The 14,212-nt window shown below is 68.8% G+C and carries 15 protein-coding genes; 4 read left to right on the top strand and 11 right to left on the bottom strand.

What is annotated here, in order from left to right; translation table 11 throughout:
• Positions 1-420: HNH endonuclease signature motif containing protein (locus B9Y70_RS11485; RefSeq protein WP_143337631.1), on the top strand; the 420-nt coding region annotated here is incomplete at its 5' end.
• A 50-nt stretch (positions 421-470) separates the two neighbouring features.
• On the opposite strand, the gene rpoZ is transcribed toward B9Y70_RS11485, so the two are convergent.
• From rpoZ to pyrR, 9 genes are all read right to left on the bottom strand, one after another.
• Positions 471-770, bottom strand: a complete 300-nt coding sequence (rpoZ, locus tag B9Y70_RS11480) for a DNA-directed RNA polymerase subunit omega (RefSeq protein WP_085550399.1) — start codon at positions 768-770, stop codon at positions 471-473.
• Between the two features lie 25 nt (positions 771-795).
• Positions 796-1,371 (bottom strand): guanylate kinase, encoded by a 576-nt coding sequence (gene gmk / locus B9Y70_RS11475; protein ID WP_085550398.1) that lies wholly within the window; start codon positions 1,369-1,371, stop codon positions 796-798.
• 3 nt (positions 1,372-1,374) lie between these two features.
• Positions 1,375-1,698, bottom strand: a complete 324-nt coding sequence (mihF, locus tag B9Y70_RS11470) for an integration host factor, actinobacterial type (protein WP_042621502.1) — start codon at positions 1,696-1,698, stop codon at positions 1,375-1,377.
• A gap of 202 nt (positions 1,699-1,900) precedes the next feature.
• Complete coding sequence (gene pyrF / locus B9Y70_RS11465; RefSeq protein ID WP_085550397.1) at positions 1,901-2,740, bottom strand: orotidine-5'-phosphate decarboxylase; 840 nt, start codon at positions 2,738-2,740, stop codon at positions 1,901-1,903.
• Positions 2,740-6,069: a carbamoyl-phosphate synthase large subunit gene (carB, locus tag B9Y70_RS11460; protein WP_085550396.1), complete on the bottom strand. Its 3,330-nt coding sequence runs from the start codon at positions 6,067-6,069 to the stop codon at positions 2,740-2,742. Before carB ends, pyrF begins: the two co-directional genes overlap by 1 nt.
• Before the next feature lie 22 nt (positions 6,070-6,091).
• Positions 6,092-7,321 (bottom strand): glutamine-hydrolyzing carbamoyl-phosphate synthase small subunit, encoded by a 1,230-nt coding sequence (carA, locus tag B9Y70_RS11455; protein ID WP_420838459.1) that lies wholly within the window; start codon positions 7,319-7,321, stop codon positions 6,092-6,094.
• Positions 7,281-8,636 carry a dihydroorotase gene (locus tag B9Y70_RS11450; RefSeq protein ID WP_085550394.1) on the bottom strand — a complete coding sequence of 452 codons (1,356 nt, stop codon included), beginning with the start codon at positions 8,634-8,636 and terminating at the stop codon, positions 7,281-7,283. The genes carA and B9Y70_RS11450 overlap by 41 nt, the downstream gene beginning before the upstream one ends.
• Entirely contained in the window at positions 8,629-9,570 is a 942-nt protein-coding gene (locus tag B9Y70_RS11445; RefSeq protein ID WP_085550393.1) for an aspartate carbamoyltransferase catalytic subunit, read from the bottom strand. The genes B9Y70_RS11450 and B9Y70_RS11445 overlap by 8 nt, the downstream gene beginning before the upstream one ends.
• Positions 9,570-10,151 carry a bifunctional pyr operon transcriptional regulator/uracil phosphoribosyltransferase PyrR gene (gene pyrR, locus B9Y70_RS11440; protein WP_085550392.1) on the bottom strand — a complete coding sequence of 194 codons (582 nt, stop codon included), beginning with the start codon at positions 10,149-10,151 and terminating at the stop codon, positions 9,570-9,572. Before pyrR ends, B9Y70_RS11445 begins: the two co-directional genes overlap by 1 nt.
• A 157-nt stretch (positions 10,152-10,308) precedes the next feature.
• Between pyrR and B9Y70_RS11435 the strand changes: the two genes are divergently transcribed.
• The 3 genes from B9Y70_RS11435 to B9Y70_RS11425 are packed head-to-tail and all read left to right on the top strand — an operon-like array spanning position 10,309 to position 12,660.
• Positions 10,309-11,706: a TIGR01777 family oxidoreductase gene (locus B9Y70_RS11435; RefSeq protein WP_085550391.1), complete on the top strand. Its 1,398-nt coding sequence runs from the start codon at positions 10,309-10,311 to the stop codon at positions 11,704-11,706.
• Entirely contained in the window at positions 11,703-12,206 is a 504-nt protein-coding gene (locus B9Y70_RS11430) for a YbjN domain-containing protein (protein WP_085550390.1), read from the top strand. The genes B9Y70_RS11435 and B9Y70_RS11430 overlap by 4 nt, the downstream gene beginning before the upstream one ends.
• Positions 12,199-12,660, top strand: coding sequence for a YbjN domain-containing protein (locus B9Y70_RS11425; RefSeq protein WP_085550389.1), 462 nt, complete (start codon positions 12,199-12,201; stop codon positions 12,658-12,660). The genes B9Y70_RS11430 and B9Y70_RS11425 overlap by 8 nt, the downstream gene beginning before the upstream one ends.
• Positions 12,661-12,699: 39 nt before the next feature.
• On the opposite strand, the gene B9Y70_RS11420 is transcribed toward B9Y70_RS11425, so the two are convergent.
• Both B9Y70_RS11420 and nusB read right to left on the bottom strand, forming a co-directional pair.
• Positions 12,700-13,551, bottom strand: a complete 852-nt coding sequence (locus tag B9Y70_RS11420) for a PPK2 family polyphosphate kinase (protein ID WP_085550388.1) — start codon at positions 13,549-13,551, stop codon at positions 12,700-12,702.
• A 19-nt stretch (positions 13,552-13,570) separates the two neighbouring features.
• Complete coding sequence (nusB, locus tag B9Y70_RS11415) at positions 13,571-14,206, bottom strand: transcription antitermination factor NusB (protein ID WP_085550387.1); 636 nt, start codon at positions 14,204-14,206, stop codon at positions 13,571-13,573.
• Between the last annotated feature and the right edge of the window lie 6 nt (positions 14,207-14,212).

The raw sequence follows: 14,212 nt of genomic DNA, 5'->3' as shown, positions 1-14,212 counted from the left end.
GGCAAGGAGCTGGTGGAGCATGAGATGGCCTCCCACGGCCTGGTCGGTGTCTACGACCCGGTCGACGGTGGGGTCAACCTCTACCGGGATCAACGGTGCGCGAGCTTCAAGCAGCGGATGCTGTTGGCGGCGGAGACGATCCTGTGCCCCACCCCGGGGTGTACGACACCGGCCGATCAGTGCCAGGTACACCATCTGACCCCGTGGAAACACGGCGGGGAGACGAACCTGGCGAACCTGTCGATGGCGTGTCGGGTGCACAACGCCCGCAACGACGACGACCCGAACACCCCACCGAGGCACGGCCGGCTGGCACGAGAACCCGGCGGAGTGGTCCACCACCCACCCGACGGCGGACCACCGAGAACCAACACCCACCCGATCCGGAACCTCTCCGCGATGGCCCTCATCAACGCCTAGAGACGACGACACCCCCTCCGCCATGGGCGGAGGGGGTGGTCAGGGAGCTCTTAGGCGCCTTCCTCGTGGTCGAGGAGGCCTGCATCGATCTCGCGCAGCGCGATCGACAGCGGCTTCTCGCCGGGCTCCGGGGTCACCAGCGGACCGACGAACTCGAAGACGCCCTCGTCGTGCTGCTGGTAGTAGCTGTTGATCTGGCGGGCACGCTTGGCCGCGAAGATCACCAGCGCGTACTTGGACGACACCTTGTCCAGCAGCTCGTCGATCGGAGGGGCGGTGATGCCCTCCGGTGCGTCGTAGACGGCCGTGGAGGTGGCGGAGTTGGACGCTTCGTTGTTCACGTTGGTCACGTACACCTTTTTCTTCGGTTGAGAGTTAAAGCCTGCCGAGCAGGATATCACTGATCGCCGCCACAGCCTCATCCACCCGCTCGTTGACCACGATGTGGTCGAACTCGTCCTGGCAGGCCAGCTCTTCGCGGGCGGTCTCCAGGCGGCGGGCGATGACGTCCTCCGGCTCGGTTCCGCGCCCGGTGAGGCGCTCGACGAGCACCTCCCAGGACGGCGGTGCCAGGAAGACGAGGTCCGCTTCGGGCATCATCTGCTTGACGTTGCGCGCGCCCTCGAGGTCGACCTCGACGAGCACCGGGCGTCCCTGGGCCAGTGCCTCCTGGACGGGGGCGGCCGGGGTGCCGGAGCGCTGGATGCCGCCGTGGATGTCGGCCCATTCGAGCATCATCCCGCGGTCGATGTTCTCCTGGAACTGGTCGGGGGTGACGAAGAAGTAGTCGACGCCGTCGACCTCGCCGGGGCGCGGAGCGCGGGTGGTCATCGACACGCTGAAGTACAGACGGTCGACGTCGCTGCGCAGGCGATGAACCACTGTGGACTTACCCACCGCGGAGGGGCCGGCCAGGACGACCAGTCGACCCGCGGGGTTCTCGCCGGGCATCCCCTAGTCCTCGGAGAAGCCGAAGCGCTCCAGCAGGGCGCGGCGCTGGCGGTCGCCGAGGCCGCGCAGGCGGCGGGTCTGGGCGATCTCGAGCTGCTCCATGATCTCCTTGGCCTTGACCTTACCGACCTTCGGCAGAGCCTCGAGCAGGGCGGAGACCTTGGTCTTGCCGATGATCTCGTTGTCCTGAGCCTGGTCCAGGACCTCCTTGAGGTTGGTGTCGCCGCGCTTGAGCTGCTCCTTGAGCTCGGCACGTGCCTTGCGGGCCTCAGCGGCCTTGGCGAGTGCCTGCTTGCGCTGCTCGTCAGTCAACTGGGGAAGGGCCACGGGATTCCTCCGATTCGATGGGGGGATTGTTCTGTTTGTTCGGATACATGCGTACCAGATCGCAACGGCCGGCGGGGAAACGAACTAAATCCCACGCATGAGACTCGCTGACTTCGGACCAGTTTAGCACCGGACCATGCGCACGCCCGCTGACGTGCCCATTCAGGCTCGTCACAGGCCGTGCGTGTTCCAAAGTACCAGGTCATTCTTCGTCGGGGACGGATCCGCGACCTGGAAATTCGCTGGCAGCCTCGACGGTGGCCGCCCGCAGTTCGTCGATACGCGGGCCCGCACCGAGGACGGCCCGGGAGATGTTCGGGAAGGCGAGCTTCTCGACGCCCGCCGCGATCCGTGTCACGTCCTCCGCCGAGCCGCCCTGCGCGCCGACGCCCGGCATGAGCACCGGGCCGTTGAGCTGCGACAGGTCCGGCGCCGCGTCAAGTGTGGCACCGACGACGACACCGATGTTGCCCGGCCCGTCGTGAACCTCGTTTCGACGTGCGCATTCGTCGACGACCTGCTGGGCGATCGTGCGCCCGTCCTCACCGACGTGGTTCTGCAGGACGACTGCCTCCGGGTTGGAGGTCGCCGCGAGGACGAACACTCCCCGCCCGGTCTCCTCCGCGAGGTCGAGCACCGGGGCGAGTGCCCCGACGCCGAGGTAGGGGGAGACGGTGACGGCGTCGGCACGCAGCGGGGACCGCTCCCCCAGCCAGGCGTCGGCGTAACCGGCCATGGTGGAGCCGATGTCACCGCGCTTGGCGTCGGCGACCGTGAGGCACCCGGCCTCCCGGAGGGCCGCCAGGGTGGCCTCCAGGACGCGGAACCCGGCGGAGCCGTAGCGCTCGTAGAACGCCACCTGCGGCTTGACCAGCGCGGCGGTGTCGGCGAAGGCCTCGACGCAGCGGCGCGAGAACTCGGCCAGGCCGACGACGGAGTCCTCCAGCCCCCACGCCTGCAGCAGGGCGGCGTGCGGGTCGATGCCGACGCACAGGCGACCGCGGGTGGCGGCGGCGTCGAGAAGCCGGGTACCGAAGGTCATCAGTGCTCGAGCTCCTGGAGGGCACGGACCTCGAGGTTGCCGGCGCGCAGCGCCTCGATGCCCTGGACCGCGGCGGTGATGCCCTGGACGGTGGTCACCAGCGGGACGCTCGCGGAGACGGCGGCCGCGCGGATGTCGTAGCCGTCGTGGCGGGCGCCGGAGGAACCGGCCGGGGTGTTGAGGATGAGGTCCACCTCGCCGTCGAGGATGAGGTCGACGATGGAACGGCCCTCGGCGCCCTCGCGCACGGCGGAGGCCTTGAGGACGGTCTCGCACTCGATGCCGTTGCGACGCAGCATCGCGGCGGTGCCCTCCGTGGCCAGCAGGGTGAAGCCCAGGGAGGCCAGGCGCTGGATCGGGAAGATGAGGGTGCGCTTGTCGCGGTTGGCGACGGACACGAAGATGCGGCCCTCGGTCGGCAGCTCACCGAAGGCGGCGGCCTCGGCCTTGGCGTAGGCGGCACCGAAGTTGCCGGCCAGGCCCATGACCTCACCGGTGGACTTCATCTCCGGCGACAGCAGGGTGTCGAGCATGGTGCCGTCCTCGCGGCGGAAGCGGTTGAACGGCAGCACGGCCTCCTTCACCGCGATGGGGTGGTCCAGCGGCAGGGAACCGCCGTCGTAGTCGGTGGGGATCATGCCCTCCTCGCGCAGCTCGGCCAGGGTGGCACCCATCATGATGCGGGACGCGGCCTTCGCCAGGTGCACGCCGGTCGCCTTCGACACGAACGGGACGGTGCGGGACGCGCGCGGGTTCGCCTCGATGACGTAGAGGATGTCATCCTTGAGGGCGAACTGGACGTTCATGAGACCCTTGACGCCGATGCCGTGGGCCAGCGCCTTCGTCGACTGGCGGACCTTCTCGATGTCCTCCGCACCGAGGGTCATCGGCGGGAGGGCGCAGGCGGAGTCACCGGAGTGGATGCCGGCCTCCTCGATGTGCTCCATGACGCCGGCCAGGTAGACCTCCTCGCCGTCACACAGGGCGTCGACGTCGATCTCGATGGCGGAGTCGAGGAAGCGGTCGACGAGCACCGGGTGGTCCGGGGACAGTTCGGTGGCGCGCTCGATGTAGTCGGCGAGGGAGGCCTCGTCGTAGACGATCTCCATGCCGCGGCCGCCGAGGACGTACGACGGGCGGACGAGGACCGGGTAGCCGATCTCGTTCGCCACCTCGCGGGCCTCGTCGAAGGAGACGGCGGTGCCGAAGGCCGGGGCCGGCAGCTGCGCCTGGCGCAGGACCTCACCGAACTCGCCGCGGTCCTCGGCCAGGTCGATGGCCTCCGGGGTGGTGCCGACGACGGGAACGCCGGCGTCGGCGAGCTGCTGGGCCAGGCCCAGCGGGGTCTGGCCGCCGAGCTGGACGACGACGCCCGCGACGGTGCCGGACTCGGACTCCGCGTGGTAGATCTCCATGACGTCCTCGAACGTCAGCGGCTCGAAGTAGAGGCGATCGGCGGTGTCGTAGTCGGTGGAGACGGTCTCCGGGTTGCAGTTGACCATGACGGTCTCGTAGCCGATGCGGGACAGCTCGAGGGCGGCGTGGACGCAGGAGTAGTCGAACTCGATGCCCTGGCCGATGCGGTTCGGGCCGGAGCCGAGGATGATGACCTTGTCCTTCTCGGTCTGCGGGGCGACCTCGGACTCGGCGCCCGGGTCGAGCTCGTAGGCCGAGTAGTGGTACGGGGTCTGTGCCTCGAACTCGGCCGCGCACGTGTCGACGGTCTTGTACACCGGGCGGATGCCCAGCGACCAGCGCAGGCGACGCACGCCCTCTTCACCGGCGAACTCGGGGCGCAGGGCTGCGATCTGGGCGTCGGACAGGCCGAGGTACTTGGCCTCGCGGAGGAGGTCGGCGTCGAGGACGGGGGCGTCGATGAGCTCGGAGCGGAAGTCCACCAGGGCCTTGAGCTCGGCGAGGAACCACGGGTCGACGTCGCAGGCCTCGTGGAGCTCGTCGACGGAGGCGCCCAGGCGCAGGGCGAGCTCCATGTCGTAGAGGCGGCCGTCGGTGGGGCGCTTGAGGTCGGCGAGGACGGCCGGCAGGTCGGTGGCGCGCTCGCCGGCGAAGTACTCGTCGGGGCGGGTCCAGAAGCCGTTGGGCTGGGCCTCGAGGGAACGCATGACCTTGTTGAGGCCGGCGATGTAGTTGCGGCCGATGCCCATGGCCTCACCGACGGACTTCATGGTGGTGGTGAGGGTGTCCTCGGCGCCGGGGAACTTCTCGAAGGCGAAGCGCGGGGCCTTGACGATGACGTAGTCGAGGGCCGGCTCGAAGGCGGCCGGGGTGACGCCGGTGATGTCGTTGGTGATCTCGTCGAGGGTGTAGCCGATGGCCAGCTTGGCGGCGATCTTGGCGATCGGGAAGCCGGTCGCCTTCGACGCGAGCGCGGACGAACGGGACACGCGCGGGTTCATCTCGATGGTGATGCAGCGACCGTCGGCGGGGTTGATGGCGAACTGGATGTTGCAGCCGCCGGTGTCGACGCCGACCTCGCGGATGATGGCGATGCCGAGGTCGCGCAGCTCCTGGAACTCGCGGTCGGTGAGCGTCAGGGCCGGGGCGACGGTGACGGAGTCGCCGGTGTGCACGCCCATGGCGTCGACGTTCTCGATGGAGGCGATGACGATGACGTTGTCGTCGGAGTCGCGCATGAGCTCGAGCTCGAACTCCTTCCAGCCGAGGATGGACTCCTCGATGAGGACGTTCGCCTCGGGTGACGCGGCGAGGCCGCCGCCGGCGATGCGCTCGAGGTCCTCCTCGTTGTAGGCGAGGCCGGAGCCGAGGCCGCCCATGGTGAAGGACGGGCGCACGACGACCGGCAGGCCGAGCTCGGCGACGGTCTCGTGGACCTCCTCCATGTTGTGGCAGACGCGGGAGCGGGCGGATTCGCCGCCGACGGAGGCGACGATGTCCTTGAACATCTGGCGGTCCTCGCCGCGCTGGATGGCGGGGATGTCGGCGCCGATGAGCTCGACGTCGTACTTGTCGAGGATACCGAGGCGGTCGAGCTGGATCGCCGCGTTGAGGGCGGTCTGGCCGCCGAGGGTGGCGAGGACGGCGTCGATCGGGTGGCCCTGCTCGATCTCCTTCTGGAAGATCTTCTCGATGTACTCGGGCTGGATCGGCTCGACGTAGGTGTGGTCGGCGAACTCCGGGTCGGTCATGATGGTGGCCGGGTTGGAGTTGATGAGGGTGACCCGCAGGCCCTCCTCCTTGAGGACGCGGCAGGCCTGGGTGCCGGAGTAGTCGAACTCGCAGGCCTGGCCGATGACGATCGGGCCGGAGCCGATGACCAGGACGTGCTTGATGTCTGTGCGCTTGGGCATTGTTTTCCTTTTCCTGGTTTCTTTACTTCTCGACGCCTGCGTGAGTGTCCATCAGCTCCATGAACTGATCGAACAGCGGGTTGGCATCACGGGGCCCGGCGGCGGACTCGGGGTGGTACTGGACGGAGAAGGCGCGGCCGTCGGTGAGCGCGACGCCCTCGACGGTGCCGTCGTTGAGGCAGATGTGGGTGACCCGGGCCGGACCGAAGTCGGTGTCGAAGGTCTCCCCCTCCGGGGCCTGCAGCGCGAAGCCGTGATTCTGGGAGGTGATGTCGATCTTGCCGGTGACGACGTTCTTGACGGGCACGTTGATGCCGCGGTGGCCGAACTTCAGCTTGTAGGTCTCCAGGCCGAAGGCGCGGCCGAGGATCTGGTTGCCGAAGCAGATGCCGAACAGCGGCAGGCCGGCCTCGATGATCTTCCTGGTGGTGCCGACCATGTCGTCGGCGGTGGCCGGGTCACCCGGACCGTTGGAGAGGAACACGCCGTCCGGGGAGTACTGGGCCAGGTCCTCGAAGGGGGTGGACGCCGGGACGACGATGGTGCGGATGCCGCGCTTGGCGAACTGCGCCGGGGTGGCGGACTTCACGCCCAGGTCGTAGGCGACGACGGTGTAGCGGGTCTCGCCCTCGGCGGGGACCTCGTAGACCTCGTTGGTGGAGACGTCGCCGGTGAGGTCGGCGCCCTGCATGGAGGGCTGGGCCTGGACCTCGGCGATGAGCGCCTCGAGCGGGCGGTCGGCGTTCTCGCCGGTGAAGATGCCGGCCGGCTGCGCGCCGTTGTCGCGCAGGTGGCGGACGAGGGCGCGCGTGTCGACGCCCCGGATGCCCACCAGGCCCTGCTCCTCCATCTCCTCGGTGAGGGTGCGCTGCGCGCGCCAGTTGGAGACGCGGTGCGCGAGGTCGCGGATGACCAGGCCGGCGGCCCAGATGCGGCCGTCGCGGGACTCGTGGTCCTCGTCGTTCCAGCCGGTGTTGCCGATCTGCGGGGCGGTGGCCACCACGATCTGCCGGTGGAAGGAGGGGTCGGTGAGGGTCTCCTGGTAGCCGGTCATGGCGGTGGTGAACACGGCCTCGCCGAGGGCCTTGCCGGCCGCGCCGAAGCTGTAGCCGCGGAACGTGCGGCCGTCGGCGAGCACGAGCACGGCCGGGATACGGGAGGAGGTGGAGGACGTCAAGGCGTCACCTTTCGCAGTGTTGTTCATGTCTTGTCTACTTCTCTTCGCGCGGCTCGGCGGGGACACCGTCGACACAGGTCAGACGGCCACGCAGGACGGTGGTGGTCACGCGGGCGGAGAACTCCATTCCCTCGTAGGGGGTGTTCTCCGCCTTGGACGCCATGTCGGCGCCGCGGGCGGTCCAGGTGTTGCCCGGGTCGACGATGGTGAGGTTGGCAGGCTCACCGACGGCGATGGGGCGGCCGTGGCCGGGGACGCGGACGATCTCGGCGGGGCGCTCGCTCATCACCTTGGCCACCCAGCGCCAGTCGGCCCTGCCGGTGGCGACGAACAGCTCGGCGACGATCGCCAGGGAGGTCTCGAGGCCGAGCATGCCGGGCTTGGCGTACTCGAACTCGACGCACTTCTCCTCGGAACCGTGCGGGGCGTGGTCGGTGGCGACGCAGTCGATGGTGCCGTCGAGAAGCGCCTCCCGCAGGGCGAGGGTGTCGTGCTCCTCGCGCAGCGGCGGGTTGACGCGGTAGCGGCCGTCGTAGGTGTGCAGCTTCTCGTCGGTGAGCAGCAGGTGGTGCGGGGTGACCTCGGCGGTCATGGGGATGCCCTGCGACTTCGCCCACTTGACTAGTTCGACGGAACCGGTGGTGGAGGCGTGGCAGATGTGGACACGGTTGCCGTAGTCGCGGGCCAGGAGGGCGTCGCGGGCGACGATGGACTCCTCGGCGGCGCGCGGCCAGCCGCGCAGGCCCAGCTTGGCGGCGGTCTCACCCTCGTGGGCTACGGAACCCTGGGTGAGGCGCGGCTCCTCGGCGTGCTGGGCGAGCAGCACGTCCTGGCCCTTGGCGTACTCGAGGGCGCGGCGCATGAGCTGCGGGTCATCGACGCACTTGCCGTCGTCGGAGAACATGCGCACCTTCGCCTGCGAGCCCGCCATCATGCCGAACTCGGTGAGCTCCTTGCCCTCCAGCCCCTTGGTGATGGAGCCGATGGGGTGGACGTCGCAGATCGCGGCGTGCTGGCCCTTGAGCCACACGGACTCGGCGATGACCGGCTGGTCCATGACGGGCATGGTGTTGGCCATGGTGAACACGGCGGTGAAGCCACCCTTGGCGGCGGCCTGGGAGCCGGTGATGATGGTCTCGGTGTCCTCGCGGCCCGGCTCGCGCAGGTGCACGTGGATATCCACCAGGCCCGGGAGCAGCACGTGGCCCCGGCCGTCGACGGTGCGGTCGGCCTCGGCGTCGGCCGGCGCGTCGAGGTCGACGATGACGCCGTCGGAGATGAGGACGGTGACGGGGTCCCCCTCGCCGTAGAGGCGGACGTCGACAAGCTTGAGGGTGCCGGGCTCCGGCGGCGCGAGCGGACCCGGGACCGGGTAATCAGTGTCAGTCATGAATGGCTCCATCGGTGGCGAGCAGGGTGAACAGGACGGCCATGCGCAGGTGGACACCGTTGTTCACCTGCTGCAGAACGGCGGCGTTGTCGTAGTCGGCGACGGCGTGGTTGATCTCCATGCCGCGCAGCATCGGGCCGGGGTGCATGATGATCGCGCCCTCCTTCATCGACGCCGCGCGCGCCTTCGACAGGCCGTAGAGGGTGGCGTACTCGCGGTGCGAGGGGAAGAAGCCGCCCTGCATGCGCTCCTGCTGGACGCGCAGCATCATCACGACGTCGGCGTCAGCGATCTCCGCGTCGAAATCATGGGAGGTGCGCACCGGCCAGTTCTCCACCCCGTAGGGCAGGAGGGTCGGCGGGGCGACGAGGGTGACGTCGGCGCCGAGGGTGGACAGCAGGTCGACGTTGGAGCGCACGACGCGGGAGTGGAGCACGTCGCCGACGATGAGGACCTTCTTCCCCTCGATGTCGCCGATGCGTTGGCGGATGGTGACGGCGTCGAGCAGCGCCTGGGTGGGGTGCTGATGCGAGCCGTCACCGGCGTTGATGACGGCGGTCGGGTAGCCGTTCTCGCCGATCCAGTCGGCGACGAGCTGCGCCGCGCCGGAGGAGGGGTGGCGCATGACGATGGCGTCCGCGCCGATCGAAGCCAGTGTCAAGGCGGTGTCCTTGAGGGACTCACCCTTCTTCACCGACGACGAGGAGGCGGACAGGTTGATCACGTCGGCGCTCATCCACTTGCCGGCGGTCTCGAAGGAGGAGCGGGTGCGGGTGGAGTTCTCATAGAACAGGGAGTAGATCGTGCGGCCGCGCAGGGTCGGCAGTTTCTTGATCTCGCGTCCCTCCAGGGCCTCCCGGAAACGGTCGGCCTCGTCCATGAGACCGACGATCTCCTCCCGCGACAGGTCGGAGATGGACAGCAGGTGCTTCATCAGTTGTTCTCCCGGTTGTCGGGTCGGGTGAGGATGACGGCGTCCTCGCCGTCGATCGCCTCGAGGAGGACGGCAACGTCCTCGGAGCGCGACGTCGGCAGATTCTTGCCGACGTAATCGGCGCGGATCGGCAGCTGCCGGTGTCCACGGTCGACGAGGACGGCGAGCTGGATGTTCTCCGGCCGGCCGATGTCACGCAGCGCGTCGAGGGCGGCACGGATGGTGCGGCCGGAGTAGAGGACGTCGTCGACGAGGACGACGGTGGTGCCGTCGATCCCGCCCGTCGGAATCGTCGTCGGCTTCAGCGCGCGGTGCGGCTTGTTCCGCAGATCGTCGCGGTAGAGGGTGATGTCCAGGGCGCCGACGGGCACCGCGACACCCGAGAACTCCTCGATCTTGGCTGCCAGCCGCTCGGCCAGGGGTACTCCCCCCGACGGGATGCCCAGCAGCATGAGGGTACCGGCGTCGGGGGAATCCAACGCCGTCTTCTCGATGATCTGGTGCGCGATGCGTGCGACCGTGCGCGCGACATCATCGGAGCCGAGCAGCTCGATGGTCGTCGCGTCAGTGCGTTCACTCATCGTGACCTCCTTCCCCGCCTCTCTGTGCGGAACTTAAAGGATGTCGGACAAAGACGAACTGTGTCCATGGGTGTCTATGCTTGGAGACTGCAGCCGATACTATCACCCGGCGCCCCACCGATGTGAGCGCGCCAACCGACGAGAGGGACAACCACCCGTGAGCCTGACCACAAGTCACGTCGTTCCCGCCCCGCGTGAGCAGGTGTGGGAGTGGCACACACGCCCGGGTGCCCTCGTCCGCCTCGCTCCCCCGTTCCTGCCGATGACCCCCATGAAGCAGGCCGACAAGCTCTCCGACGGCACCACCATCTTCGGCCTCCCCGCCGGCCTCAAGTGGGTCTCGCGCCACGACCTGTCGAATTACCGGCGCGGCCACCGCTTCACCGACGTGTGCACCTCCGCCCCGGTGAAGACCCTGGCCAACTGGCGCCACGTCCACGAGTTCGCCGACCACGAGGACGGCACCCTCGTCACCGACACGGTGCGCACCCGCCTGCCCGCCGCCGCGATGACCTCCTTCTTCGCCTACCGCCAGCAGCAGCTCATCAACGACTTCCTCTTCCTCGACCGGGTCGCCCACCTGCAGCCGGAAAAGCCGCTGCGCATCGCCCTGACCGGCTCCCGCGGGCTGGTGGGCCGCGCCGTCATGGCGCAGCTGGGCACCGCCGGGCACGAGGTCATCCAGCTCGTCCGCCGCAACCCGAAGCCCTATCAGCGCCTGTGGGAGCCCTTCCACCCCGCCCCCGACCTGCTCGAGGGCATCGACGTGCTCATCCACCTCGCCGGCGAGCCGATCTTCGGCCGCTTCTCCGAGAGCCACAAGCAGGCCATCCGCGATTCGCGCATCACCCCCACCTCCCGCCTCGCGCACCTGGTGGCCGACTCGCCCACCGTGCACACCATGATCTCCGCCTCCGCCGTCGGCTACTACGGCTGGGACCGCGGCGACGAGGTCCTCACCGAGACCTCCGAGCGGGGTGAGGGTTTCCTCGCCGACGTCGTCTCCGACTGGGAGGCCGCGACCATCGTCGCCGCCGAGGCCGGCAAGCGCGTGCTCAACGTCCGCTTCGGCTCCATCATGTCCGGCATCTCCGGCATGCTGCCCGTGCTCAAGGCCCTGTTCTCCACCGGCCTGGGCGGCAGCTTCGGTGACGGCAACATCTGGTTCCCCTGGATCTCCCTCGACGACGCCACCGACATCGTCACCCGCGGCGTCCTCGACCCCGCGTGGTCCGGCCCCGTCAACGCCGTCTCCCCCACCGAGTCCCGCAACCGCGACCTCACCGCCGCGCTGTCCTCCGAGCTGCGCCGCCCCGCGTTCATCCCGATCCCCTCGATCGGCCCGGCGATCATCCTCGGCCGCCAGGGCGCCCAGGAACTGGCGCTGGCCAACCAGCGCGTCGCACCACAGATGCTTCTCGACGCCGACCACACCTTCCGCTACCCCACCCTCGACCGGACCCTCGCCCACGAGCTCGGCGGCGAGGACCTCTTCGACAAGGTCCGCGAGCTGGAGTCCCCCGAGGAGGAGAAGCAGCTAGGGTTGGACGGGTGACTTCCACACCTCAATCCCCCATCCCTGACACCCCCGTCGAGCCGGTGACGCCGGAGCGCATCTCCGAGCTTCTCGACGCCGAGGGGCTCCAGCACCGCCTCGAGTCCGCCCCCGTCGCCGCGGGCGAGTCCCCCGCGACGATCGTGCGCACCGGGTTCCTCAACACCGCGATCGCCATCAGCATCGACGGCGATCAGCTGGTGTGCGACTCGATGTGGCGTGGTGAGATCCCCAAGGACGACGCCCCCAAGGTGCTCGGCCTGTGCAACTCCTGGAACCAGGCGCACTTCATGCCGACGATGCGGTTCTTCGAGAACTCCGCCGGCACCGGCCACCTCACGGCCAGCGCCCACCGCCAGGTCGACATCACGCACGGCCTGTCCCGTAACCAGATCGGCGCGTTCCTCATGTCCACCTTCGACGGCATCCTGCGCGCCTACGAGTTCATCGAGGGCCAGTTCCCCGAGCTGGTCACCTGGGAGGAGCCCCACAATGACTGATCTCACCCCCGTCACCCTCGACCGCGTCATCGACACGATGAAGTCCTTCGACGTGGAGCTGGAGGCCCTCGGTGAGGACGGCGTCGCCGCCGTCGCCAACCTCAACGACACGGCCATGACCTTCGCCGTCCTGGGTTCCTCGCTCATCGTGCGCGGCGACGTCGTCACCGACCGCACGCTGGCCGACGCCGACCCGACCCTGCACCTGGCCGCCAACCAGATCAACTCCGTCACCTTCGGTGCCCGCGCCACCATCGCGGAGCACGCGGAGAATCTCATCGTCCGTACCGAGCGCGACATTTCCATCGCCGCCGGCATGAACGACGAGCAGCTGACCACCTCCCTGCGGGGTGCCGTCGACGCCGTGCTCGCCGCCCAGGACGGGCTCCGGGCCGCCTCCGCGGACCTCGACGAACTGCGCAAGCAGGTCGAGGCCGAACTCGACGGTCAGTAGGCCGCCCGAAGATACCGCGAAGGTCCGAGTTTCCGCCCCCTAGGAGTTCTTCGCCCGCTCCAGTTCGAGCTCGACGTTGAAGTCGGCCGGCGGCCAGGTCATGTTCATCGACCGCAGGGCGTCGAGCACGAGGTACTTCACCGCCATGCGGGCGTACTTCTTCCGGTCGCCCGGGATGCAGTACCAGGGGGCGAAGTCGGTGGAGGTGCGCTTCATCGCGATCTCGTAGGCCTCCTGGTACTCGTCCCACAGCTCACGCTCGTCGAGGTCGCCGGGCTCGAATTTCCAGTGCTTGTCCGGGTTCTCGAGCCGTTCGATGAGGTTCTCCTTCTGGAACTCCTTCGAGATGTGCAGCATCACCTTGATGATCCGCACGTTGCGGCTGGCCATCTCGCGTTCGAAGTCGACGATGGCGTCGTAACGCCGCTCGATCTCCTCCGGCGGGGCCATCTCGCGGACGCGCTGGATGAGCACGTCCTCGTAGTGGGAGCGGTCGAAGACGCCGATCTGACCGACGGCCGGCTCGTGGGGCCGGACGCGCCAGAGGAAGTCGTGCATGCGCTCCTCGGCGGTCGGTGCCCCGAATGCCTTGATCTTCAGGGCCTGCGGGTCGAAGGCGCGGAAGACGTGGCGGATGACGCCACCCTTGCCGGAGGTGTCCATGCCCTGCAGGATGAGCAGCACGGCCCCGGTGCCGGGGACGCCGGAGCGGCCGTTGGCGAAGAGCATCTCCTGGAGCTCGTCGAGTTCGTCGTCGTGCTCGTGGAACTCACGCTCCCAGTCCTCCTTGTCCCACTCGAACCCGGGGGTCGAGGTGGGGTCGACGTCGGCCAGCGAGAAATCGGGGCCGACGCGGTGGGAGAGGGCTTCGTCCATCGTGAATTGATCCATACCCACGATGGTAGTGAAACTAGACGTCGGGCGAATCCGGCGAACGGGTCGGCCCGGGGCCCGGGTCGGCGGCGGAGGAGGGCCGCGGCTCGGCGTCGACCCCCGGCTCATCCGGGGTGAACTCGGGGTCGGCGTCGGCGTCGACAACCGGCTCCCCGAAGGGGTTGAGCTCGGATCCGGCCTGGACGACGTCGTCCAGCACGGCGTGGATGTACGGGGCGGCGACGTCGGAACCGTACTGGCTCGCCAGCTCCACGCCCTCGACGACGGAGGTCGCGCCGTCGACGTCGGGGTTGTAGAGGATCTCCCACACCCCGACGCGCAGGATGGCGCGGTCGACGGCCGGCAGGCGGTTGAGTTCCCAGTCCTCGGCGAGGTAACGCTCGATCGTCTCGTCGATAGTGTCGAGCTGCTCGGCCGCACCGGCGATGATGTCGCGGGTGTAGGAGGCGATGGGGGCGACGCCGTTGGCGTCGAGTCGCGCAAGTTCGACGCGGTCCTCGACGATGGCGACGGGGTCGATGTCGCGGGCCTCCGCCTCGAAGAGGATGTCGACGGCGCGGCGGCGCGCACGGTAGCGCGCGCCGTGGCGGCGCCAGTGGCGGTCGCCGTCCTGCTCCTCGCCGAGGCGGGGCTGATCGGTGGTGTCGGTCAAGTCCTT

Source organism: Corynebacterium pollutisoli (assembly GCF_900177745.1).
In the GTDB taxonomy this organism is placed as follows: domain Bacteria; phylum Actinomycetota; class Actinomycetes; order Mycobacteriales; family Mycobacteriaceae; genus Corynebacterium; species Corynebacterium pollutisoli.
This window is presented reverse-complemented; position numbering and strand designations above follow the sequence as displayed.

Excerpts from the sequence above, each read along its gene's own strand:
- gmk (WP_085550398.1), bottom strand. The coding sequence starts at position 1,371 with ATGCCCGGCGAGAACCCCGCGGGTCGACTGGTCGTCCTGGCCGGCCCC.
- pyrF (WP_085550397.1), bottom strand. The coding sequence starts at position 2,740 with ATGACCTTCGGTACCCGGCTTCTCGACGCCGCCGCCACCCGCGGTCGC.
- carB (WP_085550396.1), bottom strand. The coding sequence starts at position 6,069 with ATGCCCAAGCGCACAGACATCAAGCACGTCCTGGTCATCGGCTCCGGC.
- B9Y70_RS11450 (WP_085550394.1), bottom strand. The coding sequence starts at position 8,636 with ATGACTGACACTGATTACCCGGTCCCGGGTCCGCTCGCGCCGCCGGAG.
- B9Y70_RS11445 (WP_085550393.1), bottom strand. The coding sequence starts at position 9,570 with ATGAAGCACCTGCTGTCCATCTCCGACCTGTCGCGGGAGGAGATCGTC.
- pyrR (WP_085550392.1), bottom strand. The coding sequence starts at position 10,151 with ATGAGTGAACGCACTGACGCGACGACCATCGAGCTGCTCGGCTCCGAT.
- B9Y70_RS11425 (WP_085550389.1), top strand. The coding sequence starts at position 12,199 with ATGACTGATCTCACCCCCGTCACCCTCGACCGCGTCATCGACACGATG.
- B9Y70_RS11420 (WP_085550388.1), bottom strand. The coding sequence starts at position 13,551 with ATGGATCAATTCACGATGGACGAAGCCCTCTCCCACCGCGTCGGCCCC.